This is a genomic window from Treponema phagedenis (genome assembly GCF_008153345.1).
GTDB classification, from domain to species: domain Bacteria; phylum Spirochaetota; class Spirochaetia; order Treponematales; family Treponemataceae; genus Treponema; species Treponema phagedenis.
The window spans coordinates 2,463,490-2,486,944 of the sequence record NZ_CP042818.1 but is presented as its reverse complement, the minus strand read 5'-3'; the positions used below and the strand labels follow the sequence as shown (position 1 = coordinate 2,486,944).

Annotated in this window: 20 protein-coding genes and 1 pseudogene; 15 read left to right on the top strand and 6 right to left on the bottom strand. The window is 39.7% G+C overall.

All coding sequences use genetic code 11. The features are described from left to right. Positions 1-420: 420 nt before the first annotated feature. From FUT79_RS10945 to FUT79_RS10935, 3 genes are read right to left on the bottom strand one after another with little or no spacing between them, the layout of a single operon-like run. Complete coding sequence (locus FUT79_RS10945) at positions 421-2,151, bottom strand: ABC transporter ATP-binding protein (protein WP_044634937.1); 1,731 nt, start codon at positions 2,149-2,151, stop codon at positions 421-423. Continuing rightward, positions 2,151-3,866, bottom strand: a complete 1,716-nt coding sequence (locus FUT79_RS10940) for an ABC transporter ATP-binding protein (protein ID WP_044634938.1) — start codon at positions 3,864-3,866, stop codon at positions 2,151-2,153. Before FUT79_RS10940 ends, FUT79_RS10945 begins: the two co-directional genes overlap by 1 nt. Before the next feature lie 38 nt (positions 3,867-3,904). Further along, a complete protein-coding gene (locus tag FUT79_RS10935) occupies positions 3,905-4,507 on the bottom strand; it encodes a TetR/AcrR family transcriptional regulator (protein ID WP_148878585.1) in 603 nt (200 codons plus the stop codon). A gap of 821 nt (positions 4,508-5,328) precedes the next feature. Here FUT79_RS10935 and FUT79_RS10930 point away from each other — a divergent pair. Continuing rightward, the gene (locus FUT79_RS10930; protein ID WP_148878584.1) at positions 5,329-6,834 is read left to right on the top strand and encodes an IMP dehydrogenase; all 1,506 of its coding nucleotides are present in this window, start codon (positions 5,329-5,331) and stop codon (positions 6,832-6,834) included. Positions 6,835-7,640: 806 nt separating this feature from the next. Here the strand turns inward: FUT79_RS10930 and FUT79_RS10920 are convergent. Together FUT79_RS10920 and flcA are read right to left on the bottom strand one after the other, a co-directional pair. After that, the gene (locus tag FUT79_RS10920; RefSeq protein ID WP_024751818.1) at positions 7,641-8,822 is read right to left on the bottom strand and encodes an IS630 family transposase; all 1,182 of its coding nucleotides are present in this window, start codon (positions 8,820-8,822) and stop codon (positions 7,641-7,643) included. 454 nt (positions 8,823-9,276) lie between these two features. After that, entirely contained in the window at positions 9,277-12,552 is a 3,276-nt protein-coding gene (flcA, locus tag FUT79_RS10910; RefSeq protein WP_148879040.1) for a periplasmic flagellar collar protein FlcA, read from the bottom strand. Positions 12,553-12,773: 221 nt separating this feature from the next. Between flcA and FUT79_RS10905 the strand changes: the two genes are divergently transcribed. Next, complete coding sequence (locus FUT79_RS10905) at positions 12,774-13,484, top strand: early set domain-containing protein (RefSeq protein WP_002695094.1); 711 nt, start codon at positions 12,774-12,776, stop codon at positions 13,482-13,484. Between the two features lie 221 nt (positions 13,485-13,705). Here FUT79_RS10905 and FUT79_RS10895 read toward each other — a convergent pair whose 3' ends face one another. After that, positions 13,706-15,073 (bottom strand): alpha-L-fucosidase, encoded by a 1,368-nt coding sequence (locus tag FUT79_RS10895; protein ID WP_039943288.1) that lies wholly within the window; start codon positions 15,071-15,073, stop codon positions 13,706-13,708. Positions 15,074-15,726: 653 nt separating this feature from the next. Here FUT79_RS10895 and rpsP point away from each other — a divergent pair. From rpsP to FUT79_RS10830, 13 genes and pseudogenes are all read left to right on the top strand, one after another. Beyond that, a complete protein-coding gene (rpsP, locus tag FUT79_RS10890; RefSeq protein WP_024751815.1) occupies positions 15,727-15,975 on the top strand; it encodes a 30S ribosomal protein S16 in 249 nt (82 codons plus the stop codon). A gap of 18 nt (positions 15,976-15,993) precedes the next feature. Further along, positions 15,994-16,227, top strand: coding sequence for a KH domain-containing protein (locus FUT79_RS10885; protein ID WP_002697896.1), 234 nt, complete (start codon positions 15,994-15,996; stop codon positions 16,225-16,227). Between the two features lie 18 nt (positions 16,228-16,245). Beyond that, on the top strand, positions 16,246-16,770 hold the full coding sequence (gene rimM, locus FUT79_RS10880) for a ribosome maturation factor RimM (protein ID WP_002697897.1): 525 nt from the start codon (positions 16,246-16,248) through the stop codon (positions 16,768-16,770). Beyond that, on the top strand, positions 16,767-17,495 hold the full coding sequence (trmD, locus tag FUT79_RS10875; protein ID WP_024751814.1) for a tRNA (guanosine(37)-N1)-methyltransferase TrmD: 729 nt from the start codon (positions 16,767-16,769) through the stop codon (positions 17,493-17,495). The genes rimM and trmD overlap by 4 nt, the downstream gene beginning before the upstream one ends. Beyond that, positions 17,492-17,848, top strand: a complete 357-nt coding sequence (gene rplS / locus FUT79_RS10870; RefSeq protein ID WP_002697901.1) for a 50S ribosomal protein L19 — start codon at positions 17,492-17,494, stop codon at positions 17,846-17,848. Before trmD ends, rplS begins: the two co-directional genes overlap by 4 nt. 6 nt (positions 17,849-17,854) lie before the next feature. After that, positions 17,855-18,775: a hypothetical protein gene (locus FUT79_RS10865; protein WP_148879039.1), complete on the top strand. Its 921-nt coding sequence runs from the start codon at positions 17,855-17,857 to the stop codon at positions 18,773-18,775. Between the two features lie 11 nt (positions 18,776-18,786). Beyond that, positions 18,787-19,101, top strand: coding sequence for an EscU/YscU/HrcU family type III secretion system export apparatus switch protein (locus tag FUT79_RS10860; protein ID WP_002697905.1), 315 nt, complete (start codon positions 18,787-18,789; stop codon positions 19,099-19,101). Between the two features lie 46 nt (positions 19,102-19,147). Then, a complete protein-coding gene (locus FUT79_RS10855) occupies positions 19,148-20,428 on the top strand; it encodes an HD-GYP domain-containing protein (protein ID WP_024751812.1) in 1,281 nt (426 codons plus the stop codon). Continuing rightward, a complete protein-coding gene (locus tag FUT79_RS10850) occupies positions 20,412-20,792 on the top strand; it encodes a YraN family protein (RefSeq protein WP_002697910.1) in 381 nt (126 codons plus the stop codon). Before FUT79_RS10855 ends, FUT79_RS10850 begins: the two co-directional genes overlap by 17 nt. Further along, complete coding sequence (locus tag FUT79_RS10845; protein WP_002697912.1) at positions 20,789-20,971, top strand: hypothetical protein; 183 nt, start codon at positions 20,789-20,791, stop codon at positions 20,969-20,971. The genes FUT79_RS10850 and FUT79_RS10845 overlap by 4 nt, the downstream gene beginning before the upstream one ends. Then, positions 20,964-21,371 (top strand): hypothetical protein, encoded by a 408-nt coding sequence (locus tag FUT79_RS10840; protein ID WP_002697914.1) that lies wholly within the window; start codon positions 20,964-20,966, stop codon positions 21,369-21,371. Before FUT79_RS10845 ends, FUT79_RS10840 begins: the two co-directional genes overlap by 8 nt. A gap of 333 nt (positions 21,372-21,704) precedes the next feature. After that, a pseudogene (locus FUT79_RS10835) lies at positions 21,705-21,920 on the top strand (IS30 family transposase); the annotation flags it as partial. A gap of 326 nt (positions 21,921-22,246) precedes the next feature. After that, positions 22,247-23,410: an MFS transporter gene (locus FUT79_RS10830; RefSeq protein WP_052335619.1), complete on the top strand. Its 1,164-nt coding sequence runs from the start codon at positions 22,247-22,249 to the stop codon at positions 23,408-23,410. Positions 23,411-23,455: the final 45 nt, after the last annotated feature.

The window sequence follows — 23,455 nt, the reverse complement described above, 5'->3', positions numbered from 1 at the left end:
TAACAGGAAGTTAATTATAAAACGTTACACTAGTATAACGTTTTTTTTAATAAGTCGATTATTTTTCTTAATGCATTTTATATAAATCGTAAAAAATTTTATAAAGTGGAACCACCGCCGTCCGTGCCCGTTCTGATTGTCGTTTTAGTATTCTTGCTTACAGTAGCTGCAAGTTTTAAAGCTTCAATTTTATAGTTTTGTGTTGATGCTTCGATTAGAATAACAGCAACTGAATTATAAAGCATTGTGCTAATTAATGATAAAAATACAAACGGCACAACTTAGCTTTCAGCTAAACGCGCCGTTTGTATTTTCTTGATAGTAAGATATTAAGTATGACTGCCACAAATCACTCCTCAATAAAAGTGGCAATGATTTGCAGTTTTTTATAGAAGCGCAAACGTAATCGGTTCTTTGCTCTTAAATTTTCCAAGAGCTTGCGCTCTGTCTTGCTTCAATAAATTTCTTATAAGTTCCCTCTTTTTGCATTAGTTGGTTATGGGTACCAAGCTCTTCTATCTTTCCGTCATTTAAAACAATAATTTGATTTGCATTACGGACGGTTTTTAGTCTATGTGCAATCATAATAACCGTTTTATTTTTTGTAAGCGCTTCTATGGCTGTTTGCAGTTTATCCTCATTTTCAGGATCTACGTTTGCGGTTGCTTCATCAAAAATAATGATCGGAGCATTTTTTAGCATTGCCCGTGCGATGGAAATTCTTTGTTTTTCTCCGCCGGATAAAGCTGCTCCGCCTTCACCGACAATCGTTTCGTATTGATTGGGAAGAGCTGTAATAAAATCATGGCAGCAAGCTTTTTTGGCAGCGGCGATAACTTCTTCACGGCTCGCATCCGGAGAGCCGAATTTAATATTGTTTTCAATCGTGTCATTAAAGAGATATACATTTTGAAAAACGTATGAAATATTACTCATTAAATTCGGTAGCGTATATTCGCGAATGTCTTTTCCGCCGATAGTTATTTTGCCTGCGTTTACATCCCAAAATCGCGCAATCAGTTGACTAAATGTTGTTTTTCCGCTGCCGGAAGGTCCGACAAGAGCAGTCATTGTATTTTCTTTAATTACGCAAGAAACATCATCGAGAATTTTCTTTTTATCATAGCTGAAAGAGACATTTTTAAATTCTATATTGCTATTGCTAATTTCTTTTTCGTCTTTGCCTTCTTCCATGTCCGGAATAGTATTGACATAGTCTAAAGAGTCGATGGCATTTTCTGCAATTCTCAATACTGCCATAGAGCTTCCCGCAGCAAGCAAACCTTCAAAAATAATAAAACTTGCAATCATTGACATTATTGTTTTTGCAAGTGTCAGCGTGCCTGAGATATACATTGTTACCGCCAAATAGAGCATACAGGTGATTGTCAATCCTATAACAATTCGTTGAATGACGGTAAACGGAATCATCAATTTTTCAAGTTTCAATAAAAGTACGTGAGTTCGCTCAAAAGAATCGTCAAGTTCTTTATTATTTTCTCCATCGAGATTATATGATTTAATTACCTGCATTCCCTGCACTGTAGAGAGAACTTCCTTTGTCAAAGCTGTTTGTACTTCTTGAACATGATGTGCATTTCGACGCGATTTTCTTTCCATTAAAGAAGTTACAATAAAAAATCCGATAATGCCGACTACGGCGGCTGCCGTAATTGTTACATTAAGGAAAAAGAGAGACAACACAAAAACCACTGTATTTAATATGCCGCCGAGCACAAGCACGAGCAACAATGGAACCCATATTTCAATTTGGCTTAAACTGGTTGTTGCAAGTGTCGTAATTTTTCCTAAGCTGAAATCCGAAAAAAAACCCATCGGTACTTTTTTTAGTTTTTCACCGATAGAGATTCTTTTATGTGCAGCCATAAAATATCCCGCGTGAGTTTGCTGCAATTGTGATTTATTTTGCGTTAATACTTTTCCGACTGCACTTGTAAGCATTATTGCGGAAACAATTCCGATATCAATTACTGCTATTTCGTTTTGAAGTATTTTTATGAGCATATAATAAATGGCTGCAAACTGCAGTGCATTAAAAACTGCATTTAAAAACCCGAAAAACAATGAAAATTTTATATTGCTTTGTTCTTGTTTAGAAAAATTCCAAATCTTTTTAAATATTGTAAGCATTATTCATCCCCCTTTATTGCCGCATTCCACATATCCGAATACAGCGAAGATTTTTCCAAAAGTTCCTGATGTGTACCTGACGATTCAATGTGTCCGCCTTGAATTACAAAAATTTTATCAGCATCGGTAATTGTTCTTAACCGATGGGCAATAATAATCAGTGTTTTATTTTGTACAAGATTCCCGATTGCTTCTTGCATAATGCTTTCATTTTCGGGATCAATATAGGAAGTTGCCTCATCAAGAATAACAATCGGAGCGTTTTTAAGCATTGCCCTTGCAATCGAAATTCGCTGACGCTCTCCGCCGCTCAAATGACCGCCCCCTTCGCCAACAAGTGTGTCATATCCGTTTTCAAGTTCCAATATAAACTTTTCGCAGCCGGATTTCTTTGCGATCTCTTTCACCTCGCTGTCGCTTGCATTCGGATTTCCGATTCTAATATTTTCCAGAACCGACATATCAAAAAGAAAGTTATCTTGTGATACATAAGAAATAAGATCGGATAATTGCGAAAGCGGAATTTCTTTTAAGTTTGCTCCGCCTATTGTAATCTCTCCCGCATCCGTATCCCAAAAACCTGCAATCAATTTTGCAATAGTAGATTTTCCTCCACCTGAGGGCCCGACAAAAGCCGTAACGTCACCTTCATTAATTTTTAAATTTAAATTGTCAATAACTTTTTTATCTTTTTCATAGGAAAAATTAACATCTGTAAATTCAATTGTATGATTATTGATACTGACAGATTCCTCGCTATGACTTAATTCGCGCGCGTTTAAAATACTTTCAATTTCACCGGTGATAGTTCCGACTCTGGCTAAATCGTCCATAAAATTCATCACTTTTAATATTCCCGAAACAGTCCCGAACGAAAGAATAATAAGCTGAATAAGGGCGGTAAGCGCAATTGTCCCCCGTATGTAAAAAAACACACCGAACGGAAGAATCGTTAACAAACCCATCGGTGAAATAAACCTCCCAATTGATACTTGCATCATGCATCCTTTCATCCAATTGTAATAAAAGCGCGCATTATCATACACGGCATCGGAGTATTTTTTGTATGAGGTTTCGCTTTGATTAAATGTCTTAATTACTTCAACCCCACCGACATATTCAACAATAGCGTTGTTCATGTTTTGTCCGAGCTCAACAGATTCCTTATAGTTTTTTTTGTACGATTCATTCATAACGGACATGATAGCCAGCATGCCGATGATTAAAGGAATCAAAGAGAGAAGAGCAAGACGCCAATCAAGAATGAACATATAAATTAAAAGAATTGCCGGACCGACAATATTTGCCGTTGCTTCGGGAATAACATGTGCAAGTGTTGTTTCCATATGATCTACCTGATCGACAATAATGTTTTTCAGTTTACCCGAACTTTGATTTAAAATGTCGCCAAGTGGCATTTTAAATAGTTTACGTGCAATTTCTTTGCGTATTTCTTTTAGCGACTTAAATGTCGCAGTGTGTGAAATAGTGGTGGATGTCCCTGCAAAGATTTCTTTTAGCACTAAAATAAGCAAAATATATAAAATATTTTTGCCGTAAAACCCTGCATCCGTACTTCCGGTTATGAGTGCTGCAATTATCTTTGAAAGAATAATATATGCAGCAAGATCCATTATAACTCCTACAACCGCAAAAAAAATAGATGCTATGTACTTTCCCTTATTTTTTTGTACATACCGTTTAATTAAATTCATACAACCTCCTGAAACAATTTATAAGAAATTATAAATTATTAAAAATTATTTTTGTTTTGCGACTTTTCCATGTATTGTCGAATAATGTCTTTGAAAAAATCTTTGTGATTACAAAACACTTTTCGAACATCAAGAATCTCCGTAGCAACAATAATTGCATTTGTGAAAGCAACCCACTCATCACTTATAAAGCATTCGAGTTCTTTTAGATCCCGTTGTGTAACAACTCTAAGGAATTCTTTTTTCCCCTCGTTAAAAATTTTATTTTTAAGTTTTTTAAGGTCGGGATTTTTTTCCGCTTCCATTAAAAACATTGCATATAAGGATTTATAATCATTTTTATCAAGCAGCTTCATCAGAGAGACTTCAATTGCAACATCCGGCTCAGATATATTTTTTTCCTTAGCTAAAAAATCATCGATTAAATTATAGCGGTTGTGATTTCCGTCCGTCATCAAATCGTGGAGCATTTCCGCGGTACTTTTATAATGTCGATACACGCCGCCCTTACTCATGCCCACTTCGGCAATGACATCTTCCATTGAAGTATTGCTAAAACCTTTTTGTAAAAACACTTTTTTTGCCGCATCTCTAATTTCTTTTTTTCGAACTTCTGCCGGCAATCTTTTTTTTGCACACATTCTTACTCTCTTTTTAAAAGACTCAAGCGACGAACCCGTCGCTTAAGCCTAAGATATCACAAACTAAAGTTAGAGTCAACTAACTATTATGATATTTTTAAATTTTTACGAATATTCGCTTACTTGAACGGAAGACTGTGGGGTATACAAAATTACTGAAAACAAAATTGATAAAACGGCGGTTGGGGGATTATCAATTATCATGGTTTAAATATGCTTTTCAACTTAGTTTTATCACAAATATAAAAAACTAAGTCAGGGGCTCCGCTGTCGCTTCGGCTCTTTTTGCGCTATTTTAGGCGCGCAAAAAGGATCCGGTTTCAGATTTTTTAAAAAATGCTTTGCCGCATCCGTCCGACTAACGCCAGTCAAGATATTTTGCCTCGTGTAGCGTTTTGTAATTAAGTTGCTGTGATGCTAATTGGAGTGTTAACCATAACGGCTCAGAGATTCAGCATTACTATGGTAAGTTACTCACCGTTGCGCCGTGTCGAGCTCTTTTTATGAAACTTTTTATGGTTTTTGTAAGATGTATTAAAAAACGAATCGAGTTATTAAAAAACGCTGCACTGGAAAATGTTGCAAAAATATCTGGCATCGAGTTTTGCCTGTTTACAGATGGATTATCAGACAAAACCTCGTTGATAATTAGATTTTGACGTCCATGTCAAAACGTAACTCTGCGCCATCCGATGGTTTTGATTGTTGTTTTTGCGTTTTCTATGCATTTATTTTTTCATGTGTAAGCCCTGATAAAATTACTTGTGTTCTTTTTTCAAAAAGCATATAATAGCAAAATTATTATTGACAGGAGTTTTTTTATGGCGTTTTACTATACCGAACCATCCCATACGTTTAATGAGTATTTGCTTATCCCCCGCTATTCATCGAAAGAGCATAGCCCGCAGAATGTGTCGCTGCGAACTCCGCTGGTGCGCATGAAAAACGGGGAAGAGCCGCAGTTTACATTGAATATACCGCTTGTTTCGGCGATTATGCAGTCGGTTTCAAATGATAAAACCGCCATAGCGCTGGCAAAAGAGGGCGGGCTTTCGTTTATTTTCGGCTCACAGGCTATCGAAAAGCAGGCGGAGATGGTTTCTGCCGTAAAAAATTATAAGGCCGGTTTTGTGGAAAGCGATTCCAATATTTTGCCTCGTCAGACTTTGCAGGATATTTTGGATTTAAAGATAAAAACCGGACATACAACGGTTGCGGTTACCGAAGACGGAAGCGCACACGGCAAACTGCTCGGCGTGGTTACCGGCAGGGATTATCGCCCGAGCAGAATGGATAGAAGCTTGCTTGTTTCGGAGTTTATGACGCCGATTTCAAAATTGACGGTGGGCAAGGAAGGAATTTCGCTTGCGGAAGCAAATGATTTAATCTGGGAATATAAATTGAACTCCCTGCCGATTGTAAATGAGAAGGGCGAGCTGGTTGCCTTTGTATTCAGAAAGGATTATGAAAGCAAAAAAGAAAACCCGAATGAACTATTAGACGAGAAAAAACGATACATTGTCGGAGCGGGTATTAATACACGCGATTATAAAGAGCGGGTTCCGGCTCTTATCGAAGCGGGCGCCGATATTTTATGTATTGATTCTTCGGACGGGTTTAGCGAATGGCAGAAGGAAACCATTCAGTTTGTCAAAAAGCAGTATAACGGGCGGGTTCCGGTGGGAGCCGGCAATATTGTCGATAAAGACGGTTTTGATTTTCTTGCCGATGCGGGCGCTGATTTTATTAAAGTCGGCATAGGCGGCGGCTCAATTTGCATTACCCGCGAAACAAAGGGAATCGGGCGCGGTCAGGCAACGGCGCTTATTGAGGTTGCAAAGGCGCGCAATGAGTATTATGAACGTACCGGCGTATATATTCCTATTTGCTCGGACGGCGGCATTGTCTATGACCATCATATAACCCTTGCCCTTGCAATGGGGGCTGATTTTTGTATGCTCGGCAGGTATTTTGCCCGTTTTGACGAAAGCCCGACCAATAAGGTTTTGGTAAACGGCACCTACATGAAAGAATACTGGGGAGAAGGCTCTGCACGGGCGCGCAACTGGCAGCGCTATGACTCCGGCGGAGACGCAAAACTCGCTTTTGAAGAAGGCGTTGACTCCTACGTGCCCTATGCCGGCCCTCTGCACGATAATGTGCAGGAAAGCATGCACAAAGTAAAAGCAACTATGTGCAACTGCGGCACCTTAACAATCCCCGAACTTCAAAAACACGCCAAACTTACCCTTGTTTCCTCCGCAAGCATCACCGAAGGCGGCGCCCACGACGTTATCCTAAAAGATATTCATGCAAACAGAACGTAGGAGCCTATAAGGACAAAAACCTTATATAAATTTTTAAAAAAGAGTCCCGGTTTAGTTTTTGACGTCCGTGTCAAAAACTAAACCGTCTGCTTGGAACCACCGCCATCCGTGGCGGTTCTGAGTTTTTGACGTCCGTGTCAAAACCAAACCTATGAGTTTGAAAACTCCGAGTACGCTGTGGTAGTTTTCAAACTCAATTCTGTGTGGAACCACGGGAGTCCATGCCCGTTCTGAGTTTTTGCCGTCCATGGCAAAAACTAAACCACGAGTTTTAAAAGCACTTGGAAAAAATTTGTGCTTTTAAAACATCGTTTCTGCTTGGAACCACCGCCATCCGTGGCGGTTCTGAGTTTTTGCCGTCCATATCAAAACCAAACCTATGAGTTTGAAAACTCCGAGTGCGCTGTGGTAGTTTTCAAACTCAATTCTGTGTGGAACCACGGGCGTCCTTGTCAAAAACTAAACCTTGCGAGTTTTAAAGCTTTGCAATTTATTTTGCTTTAAAACGTCGCTTCTGTCTGGAACCACCGCCGTCCGTGGCGGTTCTGAGTTTTGACCGTCCGTGGCAAAAACTAACCCACGAGTTTTAAAGCTTTGTAACTAGTGTAGCGTTTTGTAATTAACTTCCTGTTATACAAATCGGAGTATCAACAATAAGGGACTGCGGATTCAGCATTCCTATGGTAAATTGCTCGCCGTTGCGCCGTGTCGAACTCTTTTTTATAAAATTTTTTACATTTTGGGTAAGATGTATTAAAAAAATACAATTAACTTATTAAAAAAACGTTATACTAGTATAACGTTTTCTAATTAAGTTCATATTTGAGAGCGTCGGTTATAACCGCTTCAGAAACATCGAGATCATCAAGATTGTATTTCCAATGGAATACGACTGGCTCTTCATTAATCTCGTCAAAGTATTTATACAGTCGATTAACTAACTCTGTTTTTGATTTTACTCTCATGCCCCGCAACAGTTGTCTTGTTAGTTTGCTGAAAAATCCTTCAATCATATTTAACCACGAACCATGCTTTGGCGTAAACACAAACTCAAATCTACCCGGTACCGTTGAAAGATATCGAATGGTTTCTTTGGAGGTATGTACTTTTAAGTTATCCAAAATGATTCTAATTTTATCTTCTTGCGGGTATCGTTCATCAAGTATTTTAAGAAATTGCACATAATCTTTACTGGTGTGACTGTCGCTTACAAGAGGAATGGCATCCCCCGTCTGTAAATCAATGCCTGCTAAAAGTGAGAGCGTGCCAAGCCGTTTGTATTCATAATCACGGCGAATGCATTGATGGGTTTCATCAGCAGGTAAATCATCGCTTGTCGTCGCGATAGCTTGTATGCCGGGCTTCTCATCATACGAAACAACATGGATATTCTTCCCTTCTTCTGTCTGTAATGGCTTATTTTCCTCAAAATAAAGTTCAAGTTGCTTATAAACGAGCAAAACATTGTGCATTTTTCTATCAAAGTCAGGGTCTCTGTTTTCACAGTAATATTCTATTTTGTAAGGTTTAATGTCTGCTTCAGTTAGTATTTTAAATACCGTTGTTTTATGGATAGTAGCGAGCCGTAGGTATCCTGCACTTTCAGCGGTGGTGTTAATATGCTTTGTTAACAGTGCGTAAGTCCATGTTTCTGCAGCATACCCAAAAGTAGTCGGTTTTTGACAAGCGAGATTTATAATCCACGATTTCTCTTCATCGGTAATTTCCGGATTGTTTCCGCGTCCGGGTGCATCGGTGAGAGCATGCTCTACGCCGCCCTGCTTATATTTCTTAAGGCAGAGCGCAACGCTTCTATACGTATAGCCTACCTTGTCGGCTGTTTCCTTAATGGACAGCCCCTTGCTTTTAAGCAAAAGTATTCGTGCACGCGTAAGCGTTTGTGCTTGGATTGTTCGTAAACGAACAAGTGATTCAAGGTACGTGAGCTCTTCAGGATTTAGTTCAAGTTTACTCGGCGGTTTGGGCATGCAATACTCCTTAGTGATAAAAATCTGTTGAGATAGTATCACAAACCAAAGAAAAATACAATATACTTTTCAGAAAAACGCTATACTAGTCCTGCTTTAAAACATCGCTGCTGCTTGGAACCACGGGCATCCGTGCCCGTTCTGAGTTTTGCCGTCCGTGGCAAAATTATGCCTGCGAGTTTTAAAGCTTTGCAAATAGTCTTGCTTTAAAACATCGCTTCTGCGTGGAACCACGGGCGTTTGCACCTGTTTACAAAGGGAATGCAGAATCTTTAACGCTGTTAGTATGAATGTTTTTGATTTAAACAGCAACTTTAATTACGGAACATCTACTATTGAAGATGAAGCTGCGGAAGTCGGGCGGGTATCTTCTAAAACCTGATGGAATTTTTAAAGATGCCCGATTGTTTACCCGAACAGCAGCGGATATCCGGCAAGCCTTCCCCTGCCGTTTTTATCTATCCTCTTTTTGTTGCAGCACTTTTTCATACTGAAGAGTCATCGGAATATCCGCATATACTTCCGGCTCATAAGCAGACAAACTGTTTACCATATTTTGAATATTTAGATAGGCAAGGCTTGCGGATTTTGAACGAATCATTGTATCGGGATTTCTTGTCAAAGCATCCCATGCCCGTGAGGATTCCGCAAACAAAGCCATTGCCCGCGCATTTTTTTGAGAATCGCCGTTTGTTTCGGCAAGTCTGTTCAGCACAACGCCGAAGTTATTGCTTGTGCGCATATACTCATCGATAAAAGCAGCATCCTCTTTATTGGTATACGGAAACATAATTCCTTTGCGTAACCGTTCAATATCCAGTAATTCCATTAAATGGTTATAATACCCTTGAGCGGCAAAATAATTTCCCCGCTTAAATAAAACGGTTCCAAACCCGTATAAAAGGTTTTTATCATCGGGTTTTTCAGCATAGGCTAAACTCATTGCTTGGATTGCCGCAGGGTAGTTATCCCGTTTATACTCTAAAAAGCCTATTCGATATTGAATCGACGGGGTATTGTTTAATTCTTTTACTGCGGATCGGTAATTTTCCAATGCGGAATCAAAATTTCCCGAAATAAAATAATCGATATCTGCATAGTTGCTGTATAGCAATCCGATAATCCTGTGAGGCGGCAAGGCACGGATTGCGGTATATTCTTGATATTCGGTCAAAGCTTGCGCATACAGGTCATGTGCATCAAGATATTCTTTGTCATCGCATAACAGTTCCCCAAGTAGCCGCATCGCATTGATTTTTTTTATTGTTTTACCGGCGGTTAAATGTGCCGATTTTTGATAAAGTCGAATAGCTTCGGATAAAAAGTCTTTTGCCTTTGCCGGCTTGTAATTGTAAATATAAAACCTGCCTAAATTATAATAGGCTTCAGGCTCGGCGGGCGCAGCTTGTAGAGCCTTATCCAAAAGTTTACGCAAATCTTCAATTTTTGCACGCAATTTTTCAGAATCGCTTGGCTTCGGTTCATAACGTTTTTCCAATAAATAACCGCCAAGTTCAATTAAATCCGATACGAGCATTGAGTTTTTGTCGGTCAGTATTTCTTGAATAGGTAAAACCTTTGCAAGATTATCCGTTCTGATATAATAACGCATCAAACCAGATAGATAAGGATCTTTTGTGCCATACATTGAAATAAGAGACTGATATATTTTTTCCGCTTCCTGATACTTTGAAGAATCTTCATCTCCCCAATCTAAGAAAAGGTTCCCGAGGGCAATTAAGGCATCGGAATCGTTAATATGATAATCAAGCACCTGTCGGCGTAACACGGTTTCAGCCTTTTCGTAATTGCGTAAATCCTTACTCAGCATCTCTGCATACTCTATTCCGCCTTCTTTATCCTGTTTAAAATCGTATAAGAGGCGAAGGTAGATTTTTTCCGCATTTAAATATTGCTTTTTATCTCTAAAACCGCGCGCAAAACTGAAATACCAGCGGCGCTTTTTCCAATAGGTACCCGCTTCATCAAATTTTGAAATAGCAGCCTGATAATTAGCGCTTTCAAGTGCGGTATATCCTGTTTTATATAAAATCTCCGAGTGAATAGGTTTATAAATAAATTGCCACGAAAGAACGCTTATACAAAATGCAAATAACAAGGCAAGAAAAGACATGGTGGCAATAGGTAAAATTCTATGTTTTAAACGATACGAAAATGTTCTTTTTTCACGCTCGTATTCTTCTGCTGTTTTACGCTCAAAACCCTTCGGAATGTTAACACTTTTTTCAAGAATCGTTTCGAGATGCGCTGCCACCTTTTTTAACGAGGTATCATCAACAATCATTCTTATCAGATTCATCTTGGCTGCATCTGAATCGGGAACATTTGCAAGATAATCTTGAATGATTAAGCGCACATTAAGCGGGAAAGATTCCAGACGGTGAAGAAAATATAGGTAATCATCATTACTGAGCGCTGCGTTTTCATCGATTTCTTCATCATCGTGCGAAAGCGGCCTGAAATCATGCAGTTTTGATTCTTGCGCAAAACTTTGAAAGCTTTCAGGTAATTCAAAAGCTCCTTCATTGATGTCTTCTATACTTGTATCAAGTGCGTTGTCTTCAACCGCAAAGCCGGTATGTTCATCGGTTTGGTTTTGATCCTGAGCAGTAAAATTTTCAACATCAATTTCAGGCGGTGCGGTAAAACTTTCAATATCAACATTTTCTTCAGGGGGCGCATTCAGTGCTGATATATCCGGAGTAAAATCATCTTTTAAGCCGGACTCGGGTTGCAGAGTCAAACTATCTTCTAAATTAAAAGCATTGTCGCTAAAACCATCGTCGCTTTCTGCGGGAAGACTTAAGTCCAAAAAATCTTCAGGAAATGTATCTGAATCCTTTTCGTCCGTACTGCTTGGTATCTCATCAAAAGCGCTTGCCGGTATATCAAATGCGTTGTGATCGGCAGACTCAAGCGGGGCATCTTCGATTTCTTGTAAATCTAAGGCTTCTGCTTCTCCGATTTTGTCAATATCCAAGTCGTCTATTTCCGGAGAGTTAAAATCAAAGTCCCCTAAATCAAATTCCGGAAGAGAAGCGTCTTCCGATTCTGTTTTTGCGGTATTAAGGTCATCTTGCAAGCCCGCAAGCAAGGATTCCGGAACATCGGAAAAACTTTCTTCTTTTTCCGTATTCTGATCCTGCATTGGTTCATCAAGATCCAAAGATGAAAGCAAGTCGTCAAAATCTGCAGCATCTGAAAAATTACTTTGAGGAATGCTCAGGGGCTCTTCCGGCAGTTCTTTTATTTCCGTTTTTTCTTCCGGAGCGTCAAGAACGTCTAAAGATACATCCGTTTCAGGAATTTCGTGTGTTTTCCAGTCAGAATCCGAAGAATCAAAAAAATCAGAGGTTAAGTCCATCTCAGGCAACGCATCACCTGTTTCGCTTGGCGGATTGACAGGAGCGGGATCCTTACCGATATCATCAAGATCAATATCGACAAGCTCAGCTTCCAAATTCCTTTTTTCTTTTTCCGGTTTTTTATCTTCATTCCGCGACTGAGCGGATTGCTCGGCTGCCAGCAAAGCATCCGTATCAATCCCGATAGAATCCAATAAATCGTCAACGTTTACATCCGGTACGGGCGCCTCACTTGGCGGAGGGAGCTCATCGTATAAATCTCCCCAATCCGCTGTAACTTCCGGCTCGTTGCCGATGTGTTTGAGTTCGTCTCTAAATTCTTTCAGTTCTTGTAAACTCGGCATTCCTTACTATTCCTTTTTTCTATTTTCGGCTCTTTTCCATACTTCTTTAAGAAGGAAATACTATGCCGAATGTGCCTTTTACAAAGGATTGATTGTTCGTCAACCTCAGTTTTTTTTTAAATATTTTCTTAAATATACCGATTATTATAAGGAGTTTTATCTTTTTATTCAATTATAAACGTTAGTGTGCCATAGAGAAGAACGGGTTCAAAGGAGAAAAAATGAAGTCAATAAAGCTAGTATTTTTTTTATCAGCAATTTTTTGCGCTGCCGCCGGGTTTTGCTCAGAACAAATTGAGCCGCTTGTGTATAATTCTCTTGTAGACTCAATTCACAAGGCAAAAGAGCCTTCAATTCAAGGCAAATATATTATTTTTACCGCAAACGGCTCGTCAAGATATGCGGGAATAGCGTTTGCCCATGAAAATTATAAAAAAATTTACTCATTTAAAAAACTCAATCTTGAAACAACCGGCAAAACATCAAATGATCCAGTACTTTTTTTCATCATGCCAATCCCTGAAGGAATGCGGCAAATACGATATCGAATGGTTATTGACGGTTTATGGACTGCGGATCCGTATAACGCCAATCAAATATATGATTATGCCGAAAAAATGTCTGTTTCAATTTTAGATGTTCCCTTCCAAAAAGAATATAAAACAAATGTGGAAAACGGCTTAACGCAGTTTGTGTATCAAGGCGAGGCAGGCCAAAGAATTTCTCTTGCCGGAACTTTTAACGCATGGGATCCGTTTATGTATGTCCTAAAAGAAATTTCACCCGGCTATTACGAACTCTACCTTCCCTTGCCGCCGGGAACTTGGTTATATGCATTTTTTAAAGACGGCAATCAACTTCCCGATATCGCCAATTCGGATCATGTATATACAGTTGACGGTAGGACAGCCTCTGTCTTACAAGTAAAGTAATTATTTTTTTACGGGCGTGTTCTCTGTTCGGCGTTTTTATACTAAAAACGCCGAACAGAGAACCGGGCTTTCCGTGGCTCCGCTTACGCTCCGGCTCTTTTTGCGCTATTTTAGGCGCGCAAAAAGGATCCGGCTTCGCACTTTTGAAAAAGTGCTCGCCGCCCCTCCAATCCCTCACGCGCAGGCTTTGTGCTGCATTACAGGCTTTGTAAGCCTTCCCTTTAAAAACACAGCTTCAGACAATCCGCGTAATTTGCACCGAGCGGATCAAGCTCAATCGTGTGAATAACAAGTATTTTTCCATTCTGTATAAATGACACAGCCGCTCCGCTGCGTAAGCAGGTAATCTTTTGCACCGCCCGCTCATCTTTGAGTTTAATATTCACGCGGCGCGGCAGACGGGGCGTATTTTCATCATAGCAATAAAAAACAAAAACATTTTCACTGCCTTCGGTGATAAAGATTTTTTGTTCTTGCGCAATCGGATAGCCGCGTGTATTGTAAATTGCCTGCCCGTGTATGTGCAGCCACTCTCCCACCCGTAATAAATTTCGCATGGCTTTTGCGGGCAGCTGTCCGTCGGGCTGCGGCGGAATATTTAACGCAAGGTTTCCTCCCTTTGATACCACCTCAATTAAAAGCCGCACAATCGCATGGGGGGACTTAAAATTATCCTCATAATGAAATGAAAAATAATCGCCTGCGGTGATGCATGCTTCCCAGGGGCAGCCGATATAATGCGAAGGAATGCTTTGCTCGGGCGTGATAATATTTTCGTATTCGCCGCCGACAGTGCGGTCGCAAACAATCAAATGCGGCTGCGTTGTATTGCGTATTTCTTCGACAATTTCCCCTAAGCGGATATCCTGATTATGAATACGCGGAGAAATCTGCCCGCCGTCAAGCCACAGTACATCTATGTGTCCGTAAAGGCTGCAAATCTCTCGAAGCTGCTGATGCGTAAAGTCTACAAATTTATTCCAAAGCTCAGGATGAGAAGGTATGTCATAGTTTGCGTTCCTTGTTTCGGCTTTTCCCATTTCCGGCGCCCAAAAGTATTCGCTGTGCCAATCCGGCTTAGAAAAATAAGCGGATATTGCTAAACCTTCCGCCCGAAACGCATTGAACACCTCTTGCACAATATTTGCCCGCTTATTTGAAGAAAAGGGACAATCGCTTGCGGTAATTTTATAATCGGTTTGCTGTGTGTCAAACATGCAAAACCCGTCGTGATGCTTTGTGGTAAACAGCAGGTATTTAAAGCCCGCCCGTTTTGCAAAATCCGCCCAGTGATCGGGGCGAAACTTAATGGGATTAAACGTTTTGTTTGCATTCCAATAGTGGTGCTTAAACTCTTCCATATCGTCAGTCCAAATTACATCTTCTCTGCTCCAGTCGTCGGCATCATCGCATAAAGGCCATGACTCGTATGTTGCAATTTGACAGCCCGGCGCCCAGTGCATCATAAGCCCGAATTTTAATCCGGTAAAAAACTCAAGATGTTTTCGCACCGCCGCCGATTTCGGCACCACATAGCGATCTTCCTCGGAATACGCGTGTACGCCTTTTTCCATAATAGGTTCTTCCATAATTTTCCTCCAAAAATCTTCTCCTGTTTTGTAAAACAGCACCAAAAAACACAATAAATAATTCTATAAGAACTCGCGCTCTTAGGATAGTGCCCAGGCATGAAGAGTATGTGGACGTTTTTTTAGGGTAGGGAATGGGAATATCTTGGAAAATTAAACTACAATGATGTTGAACCACTATGATACTGCTCCTTTGCAAGCACAATAAAAAGTATGTCTGTGTTGCTTCCAAGCTGAAATCTTTGAATAAAAATAGTGTGAAAAGGTGTTAAAACACTGTATTTTTTCTTTTGTCTGTTAAATTCTAAAAGCTACATCATACTACATAAATCGTGAGGTAAACATTTAACGTAGTATATTCTATAGAAGAAACCGTGTTCTTAGTTAGTATAGCGTTTTGTAATTAAGTTACTGTTAGTAATCGGAGCATTAGCGATAGTGGTTTGCAGATTCAGCATTCCTATGATAAATTGCTCGTTGGCGAAGTAAAAGTATATTACCAAAACTTCGCCAAAAAGCGGGATTCAGTGGGCGGCAGCCCCTTGTTCATGCGTAAGCCCTGACAAAATTAATCTACAATAGTTGACCAAAACCTTTTTTTTCTATAGTATGGGGAGTAATTTTATTTTTTGGGTAGTACCCGGGAGGATGCAGTGAGCGTTAAAATCAGATTAAAAAAATTCGGAAGTAAAAAACGCCCCTTCTATCGAATTGTTGTGCAGGATTCACGAGAACCGCGTGACGGCAAAACGATTGAAGAGCTTGGAATTTATCATCCGATAGCAGCCGAAGACAAACAGATTGCGTTTGATTCGGAAAAGGTGAGAAGCTGGCTTGATAAAGGAGCAGAACCCACCGATACCGTTCGCCGTTTGCTGAATAAAAAGCAATTTACTTTATAAGAAAGGATATCGTTAAATATGGATAAGGATCTTGTTGAGTATATTGCAAAATCATTAGTTGACGACCCTTCGGCGGTTCAAGTAACCAGAACTGAAGAAGAGAATCTTGTGGTGCTTCAGCTTCGCGTTGCAGAAAATGATGTCGGCAAGGTAATCGGTAAAAACGGTAGAATCGTAAAAGCACTAAGAACTCTTTTATCGGCTTCGGCAGGAAATGCGCGGACTCGATATTCGTTGGAAATCCTTGATTAACAATAGTCTGTATAATTGATGGATTTATTAGTAACGGCAAAAATCTTCGGCACTTTCGGCGTTGAGGGTTTTGTTAAAATAAGCAGCTTTTCGGGGGAGTATGAACACCTGCTCAACCTTGCTGAAATCAGACTTCGGTTACCGAAAAGTAAAACGGGGAAAGAAACACAGGAACTTCTCTATACAATAGAAGAAATAGAGCTGCGTTATACCGATGCCCTCCTTAAACTGGAAGGCATCGATAGTGTTGAGGCGGCAAAGAAGCTGGTAGGCTCTGAGTTGCTTGTTCCCCGAGATATGGCCTGCCCTTTATATGAGGGTGAGTTTTATATCACTGATCTTTGTAATTCTATTCTTGTATATCAGGAAACTCCTGTAGGAACAATTACAAGTGTGGCAGAAGGCGGAGGCGGCTATGTTTTAGAAATCTCCGAGGCTGAAACCGGTCTTGTAAAATATGTACCTTTCATAAAACAATTTATCGGGAAGGTAGATATTGCACAAAAACGGGTTGAGCTTATGCACCGCTGGATTCTTGAATGAGATTCGATGTGCTGACCTTATTTCCTCAAATACCGCAAGCCTTTTTTGACTCTTCGATAATGGCAAAAGCGGTGCAAAAGGGAATCATCAGCTATACGCTTGTAAACATTAGAGATTTTGCGCATGATAAACATAAGACCTGCGATGATATACCCTATGGAGGCGGCGCCGGTATGTTGATGCTTGCGGAACCCTTAGCGCTTGCGTTGGATTCTGTGCAGGCAAAAGAAAAACGCGTGCTGTACCTTTCTCCTTCGGGGAAGAAATTTTCGCAAAAGACGGCAGAGCAGTTAAGCAAAGAAGAGTCTTTGGTGCTTATCTGCGGCAGATACGAGGGCATTGACCAGCGAATTATCGACGAATACGTTGATGATGAGGTTTGCATCGGTGATTATGTGATGTCTTCCGGAGAGCTTGCCGCTCTTGTGGTAATCGATACTATCTACCGCTTAATTGACGGCGTTATTTCAGGAGAATCGTTGGAAGAAGAAAGTTTTACCGACGGGCTTTTGGAGTATCCGCAATATACAAGACCGAGAGTATTTAGGAACCGAGAGGTTCCCGCAGTGCTTCTTTCAGGGCATCATGCAAATATTCGCCGCTGGCGATTAGAAAAACGCATAGAAAAAACTCTGAAAAACAGACCGGATTTACTACAAGTATTACAAGAGTCCGGTACAATGTCGCAAGAAGCGCAAATTATTTTGAAGGAGCTTATAAAATGAGTGTTGATCTTATTAGACAAATTGAAGAAAAGCAAAAAAAAGAAGTGAGCAATTTTAAAGTTGGAGATACCGTAAAGGTTCACTTTAAAATTATAGAAGGGAAAACCGAGCGAATCCAGGTGTATGAAGGATTAGTTCTTTGCTTTAAAAATGCAGGCTTGGGAAGAACTTTTACCGTACGTAAAAATTCTTATGGCGTAGGCGTTGAGCGTGTTTTTCCGCTTTACTCTCCGCGAGTAGAAAAGGTTGAGGTTGTTCGCCCCGGAAAGGTGCGAAGGGCAAAACTCTACTATATTCGTGATAAGGTCGGCAAGAGCGCAAAAATTAAAACTCTTGTTACCAAAAAACACTAATACATTGTGAACCGCACAGCCGAAACGGCATTATTGACCCTACCACGGATATCATTTCAAAATGCTATCCTAAAAGACGGGGAAACCGTTTCGGTTCGGCTTTTATCACCGCCTGAAAATGGTAAAGCTTTGGTGCTCATAAAAGGGCAGCAGATTGAAGCAAGCGTTTTACAAAACTTAAAAAAAGGAGACATTCTCCGCGTAACGGTGGCAATCAAAGAAAGCACCGTTTTCTTATCTCCGCAAAAAGAAACATTTACCGAACAAACACAGCCTCTTTTTCAACAGCTCGGCTTGCCTGTAACAGAAGCAAACGTCGCTCTTTTATCAACGCTACAAACAATACAATCAAAAGATATGCCGCAAATTTTGTCGCAGCTTGCCGCTCGCATAAAAAAACTTCCTCAAAATCAAAAAGAAGCAGCTTTTCTTTTGGGAATTCTTAAAGACAGAAAAATTGATTTACATGATGAAGTGTTTTCTCTTATTTTGGGGCTGTTAACCGGCAACGCTGATGACCATTCAAAAAATAAGGCTAATCAGGATGATTCTGATATTTTTAAATTAATAAATCATAAAAAAGGTTCGCATCTGCATTGGATTGTCATCCCTTTTCAAAAAGAGTTGGCTGCAAAAACATGGAAAGGCTCCCTTGCCTTACTCTTAAATTTGCCGAAAAATACTTGCGAAGAATTAGTCTTACGCGCAAAAACGGATACCGCTTGCTGGATATTTGTATTAAAAGGTACTGATTGTTATATTGAAAACGCTGCGGAAACAAAGCTTTCAAAAACAAAAAAAACAGCATACTGTCGGTTACTGCAACATGAGCTGCAAGCACTCGGACTTAAAAACATACGAGTAGAATATGGAATTTCTTCTAAAAGCGCTTACTTCCCCCTTGCAGGAATAGATATCTCGGTATAAAATAAACTTGTATGACTAAGAAGAAAACACCCTGTTCCGCCGCGTTATCCTATACGCTCGGGTCTTCGGCACCGATAATTGTTGCCAAAGGAAAGGGTCAGATTGCTGAAAAAATCCTGGAAATTGCAGATAAGCATTCCGTTCCTATAATACAAGATACTATTTTAGCAGAAATTCTTTCAGAACAGCAGATAGGTGCTTGCATTCCCGATGAAACATATCAGGCGGTGGCGGCAATTTTTGCTTTTCTGGCAAAACAAAGTTCTTCATATGCAAAAGAAAACTTTCTAGCGGGACTTTATAAAAAAACTGAATATCATCACTAGATATGTTCACCTTCATGACAAAAGTACAATAACAGAGGAGAAACCATTGTTAAAACGAATAAAAACATCGGATTTGCAGCTAGGAATGAGCTTTTCGGCTCCGGTTTTCTTTGATGATGAGCAAAATATGCTTTTGAATAAGAAGGAGCCTATCGGACAAAGAGAGTTAAACGCACTAAAAAACTGGGATGTTCCCTTTATTGTTACTGAAGGAACCATCATCCAAAATACAGCTACTTCTTCCCCCGATCAAATAAAAAAAATTGAGCCTTTATATTCGGAGATTAAAGATTCTTTTTTAGCGGAAGACAGAAAACAAACAAAAAAAATTAAATCTGAACCCGAGCCGCGACCAAGAGAAAAACTAAAGCAGCCTGCAAAGCCGAAAGCAAAAATCCTACTTCTCCCTCAGTCTTTAAAAAGCAGTTCAATATATGAAAATTATTGTGCAATAATTTATGAGCTGCATGATATTTTAAAAAAAATACAAAAAAAAGAGGATCTGCCTATCCGGCCGACAGATACTATTGCAGAGGAACTTTATACATTAACGGAGAATAATACAAATGATATGCTACAGCTTGTATTAAACTCCGATGTAAAAGATTACCCGTTTGCAAAAGTTGCTGTTCATACTGCTATCCTCTGTATTCCGATTGCAAAAAAATTAAACCTGCCTTCGCAACGGATAAAAGATTTAGTTATCTCCGCACTCTTACATGATATTGGTATGCAGCAAATTCCCGAAGAAACATTGAAGAAAAAAGAGAATCTCACTCTGCAAGAAAGCCAAATGATCACCGCCCACACGCAATATGCTCAAAAATATATTACCGACACCTTATTATACACCAATATTATTGCACAAAGTGTTTTGCAGCATCATGAGCGCTGGGACGGGCAGGGATATCCGAACGGACTTTCCGGACAAGCAATTGATTTAGGCGCAAGAATTATTGCCGTAGCGGATGCGTATGTTGCCATGCTCATGCCAAGAGCGTACCGCTCAGCGATGAGCGGTTATCAAGCCATGAAAAACCTTCTTGCTGACAACGCTCGCCGTTTTGACCCTGAAGTCATTAAAGCAATGATTCAAGTGATAGGAATTTATCCGATCGGCTCTCTTGTGATAATGAATACCGGAGCTCTTGCGCGTATTATTGCCGCATCTGCAACCACGCCGCTTAAACCTACCATCCGAATTCTAATTGATGAAGAAGGTAAAACTTTTTTAAGCGAAAATGGACAGATTATCGATTTAGCTGCTAACAAAGCATTATTCATTGTAAAACCGGTAAATATTTATACCCATGCAAAAAACGCATAAGCTAATCGGCTCTGCCGGCGAAGAAGCTGCCGCAAACTGGCTTTGTGAGCATGGATACACGATTATTACGCAAAACTGGCGGGCTGAGACGGGTGAAATTGATATTATTGCAGAGAAAGAAGACATGCTCGCCTTTGTAGAGGTAAAAACTCTGCCCCATACGGCAACCGAAGATTTAGATATTATTATAAGTGCCAAAAAAAGAGAAAGGATAAGCAAAACCGCTAAACATTTTCTACAAAACAATCGACAATATAAACAGATGTTTGCACGTTTTGATGTGATTGTCATTCAGTCAAACCCGCTCAAAGAAGAGACGCTAAAAGTTTTACACTTAAAAAACGCATTTGAGGATTATGTATGAGAGTTTCGGTATTCCCGCATAAAAATAAAAAACCATATCATAAAGAGATTCGTCCTGAAGAAATTTATGAAATTGAGCAAAAGCTGCAGGATCAGGCATATGTTGACGGTGCTATCCAGCGGCTGGCATTGATTCTCAGTAAGCAATTATTATCATTACGAGGAATAAACTATGAGTGATGTCAAGAAAAAGAATAAAAGACAAAGAGGATCAAATCGAAACCGTCAAAAAACAGATAATACTTCCGTAAAACATAATCCTTTGCCGAAAATTACCTTAGCAGAGTATACCTGCCCGTATTGCAACAAACCTATTAACGACTTGTCCGCCGCCCTCAGTGATAAAAAAACCGGCGTTCCCGTACATTTTGACTGTGTACTTGAATTCTTAAAAGGCGCGGAAGACCTTAAAAACGGAGAGAGCCTTACTTACATCGGGCAGGGAAAATTTGCAGTAACCGTATTTCCCAACTCGTCTGATTTACGCAATTTTAAAATTATTCGCGTTATTGAATGGGAAGACAAAAATTCCTGTGCCGAATGGCGCGGAGAAATCGCTGGGCTTTACAGCAAGGTATAAAAGATTCCCATACACGAGATAAAAAACTTTGAATCGGTTACATCAGCAGCGAAAATACGTGCATAAATTATTCTCAAAACATAAAAAAACTCTTGCGCTTTCTCTAAATCTATACTATACCCAATTTATGGAGAAAGAGACAAAAAAGCGTTATAAATAAGATATTTTTCTTAGGCAAGGCAAATTCTCCTGCCTCTGTTTTTGGATAAGAAAGTTATTTTTTTAGCAATCTGCGTCCTAAAATCAACAGGCGAATTAATTAGAAAACGTTATACTAGGCATTTTATTGCATGCTTTAAGACCAAGCAAATGAATTTCCTTATTATGACGAGTGAGTTCGGGCATTTGGAAGGAGATACTATTGTCGGCAAAGACCACAAAAGTGCGGTCATGACGCTTGCAGAGCGTGTTTCAAAACTGATTATCGCATTGAAACTGGCAGAAACAACCGCTGCGGCAGTAGAACAAAGGCTTGATCAATGGTTTACAAAATTACCGAGAAATCTGTTTAAGTCGATAACCTTTGATTGCGGAGAGACGTTCTTTAATTTGGGAGATTTCTCTTTCGGCGTTGCGAGGTTTTCCAATTAGACAGGACGTAAATCTTTTATGTCAGGCGTAATTCCTTTTATGTCAGGCGTAATTCTCTGGGATTTTTATGGATTTTTTGTATCCGTGTTCAGTGTAACTTGACAATTCAGGTTATAAAATTTTTTTACGATTCATATAAGATGTATTAAAATTAATTGAGGTATCAAAAGAACGTTCCACGCAATGATCAGCACTCTAAAGCAGGATGCAAGGGGTTGCAGCAGTAGTTCTACACAGCGTTTTTAATACTTTACAGCATTATGAATAAAGAGTAATATCTCCCAATGAATATAGGCATTGTATATTGTCTGTTTTTTTTGATATACGGATTAATTAATACGTATCTTGCCCTTTTATTACGCTCTATGGGATATGACAGCGGAGAGATCGGTTTATTGCTCGGCGTTTTTGAAACTGCGGGGGCTGTTTTACCGCTTTTGGTGAGTGCAAAAATTGATACAAACGGCAAATACGGTCTTGCGCTGGTTTTGCTTGGCATTATTTCCGCTACGGCTTTATTACCGCTTATCAGCTTTTCTTTTATCATATTAACAGTTGTCTGTCTTTGTCTGTTTGCTCTGGGCACGAAAGGTGCGGTTCCCCTGCTGGATTCTTTTACTGCAAAGCGATTAGGGGATAAAAGCAGTGATTACGGAAAAATTCGTGCGCTTGGTTCTCTGGGGTTTGTGTCCATGACGCTGTTTTTGCAGTTTACATCGGTTATTCGTCAAGATAATATTGCCTCAATTATTATCGGTTTTGCGGTTAGTGGATCAATCTTTACATGCTCTCTTTTCTTTTTAAAAGATATTTTTGTACCGCTTCCCGTGCCTAAAAGAGAAAATACCGGCAAAAATATTTTTTCCTTTTTTCTTAAAAAAGATGCTGATTCGGCTGAACGTTTTAGCAAATCTTTTTGGTTTGGTTTATTTTTAATCTTTCTAGGTTTTCTCGGAATGGTGCCTTCGCAGCGTTTTTTTTCATTATATGTAGAAGAATACTTGCATTTACAATCTTACGCGGGGCTTTGGGCGCTTTCGGCGATGGCGGAAATTCCTTTGATGTTTTTGTCGGGAAAATTTATCAGAAAGTTCGGTATTCCAAAACTTATAATCTTTGTGCTCTTAACTATCAGTATCAGAAATCTTACCTATATCGCAATTCCAACCTTCACCGGAGCGGTTATTGCACAACTTATGCACGCATTTAATTTCGGACTTTTTCATCCGGTTGCGGTACTCTTTTGTGTTATACATGCGCCGAAAAAAGCGGCATCACTGGGAATGACTTTATACAGTGTGGCTGCGGTTGGGCTTGCGTATATTATCGGAAGCATTTTAGGAGGATATATTATTCAGTTTTTCGGCTATCCCGCACTTTTCGGAGTATTTAGTCTTTTCCCTTTTATCGGCATAGTGCTTGCATTAACCTCAAATTTGCTGACATAACCTTTTTTTGATATCAAGACAATTTTATAAAAAGAGCTCGACACG

Bases quoted from the DNA above. Each gene is read 5' to 3' on its own strand.
- FUT79_RS10945 (WP_044634937.1), bottom strand. From the start codon at position 2,151: ATGCTTACAATATTTAAAAAGATTTGGAATTTTTCTAAACAAGAACAA.
- FUT79_RS10940 (WP_044634938.1), bottom strand. From the start codon at position 3,866: ATGAATTTAATTAAACGGTATGTACAAAAAAATAAGGGAAAGTACATA.
- FUT79_RS10935 (WP_148878585.1), bottom strand. From the start codon at position 4,507: ATGTGTGCAAAAAAAAGATTGCCGGCAGAAGTTCGAAAAAAAGAAATT.
- FUT79_RS10930 (WP_148878584.1), top strand. From the start codon at position 5,329: ATGGCGTTTTACTATACCGAACCATCCCATACGTTTAATGAGTATTTG.
- FUT79_RS10920 (WP_024751818.1), bottom strand. From the start codon at position 8,822: ATGCCCAAACCGCCGAGTAAACTTGAACTAAATCCTGAAGAGCTCACG.
- flcA (WP_148879040.1), bottom strand. From the start codon at position 12,552: ATGCCGAGTTTACAAGAACTGAAAGAATTTAGAGACGAACTCAAACAC.
- FUT79_RS10905 (WP_002695094.1), top strand. From the start codon at position 12,774: ATGAAGTCAATAAAGCTAGTATTTTTTTTATCAGCAATTTTTTGCGCT.
- FUT79_RS10895 (WP_039943288.1), bottom strand. From the start codon at position 15,073: ATGGAAGAACCTATTATGGAAAAAGGCGTACACGCGTATTCCGAGGAA.
- FUT79_RS10885 (WP_002697896.1), top strand. From the start codon at position 15,994: ATGGATAAGGATCTTGTTGAGTATATTGCAAAATCATTAGTTGACGAC.
- rimM (WP_002697897.1), top strand. From the start codon at position 16,246: ATGGATTTATTAGTAACGGCAAAAATCTTCGGCACTTTCGGCGTTGAG.
- trmD (WP_024751814.1), top strand. From the start codon at position 16,767: ATGAGATTCGATGTGCTGACCTTATTTCCTCAAATACCGCAAGCCTTT.
- rplS (WP_002697901.1), top strand. From the start codon at position 17,492: ATGAGTGTTGATCTTATTAGACAAATTGAAGAAAAGCAAAAAAAAGAA.
- FUT79_RS10860 (WP_002697905.1), top strand. From the start codon at position 18,787: ATGACTAAGAAGAAAACACCCTGTTCCGCCGCGTTATCCTATACGCTC.
- FUT79_RS10850 (WP_002697910.1), top strand. From the start codon at position 20,412: ATGCAAAAAACGCATAAGCTAATCGGCTCTGCCGGCGAAGAAGCTGCC.
- FUT79_RS10845 (WP_002697912.1), top strand. From the start codon at position 20,789: ATGAGAGTTTCGGTATTCCCGCATAAAAATAAAAAACCATATCATAAA.
- FUT79_RS10840 (WP_002697914.1), top strand. From the start codon at position 20,964: ATGAGTGATGTCAAGAAAAAGAATAAAAGACAAAGAGGATCAAATCGA.
- FUT79_RS10830 (WP_052335619.1), top strand. From the start codon at position 22,247: ATGAATATAGGCATTGTATATTGTCTGTTTTTTTTGATATACGGATTA.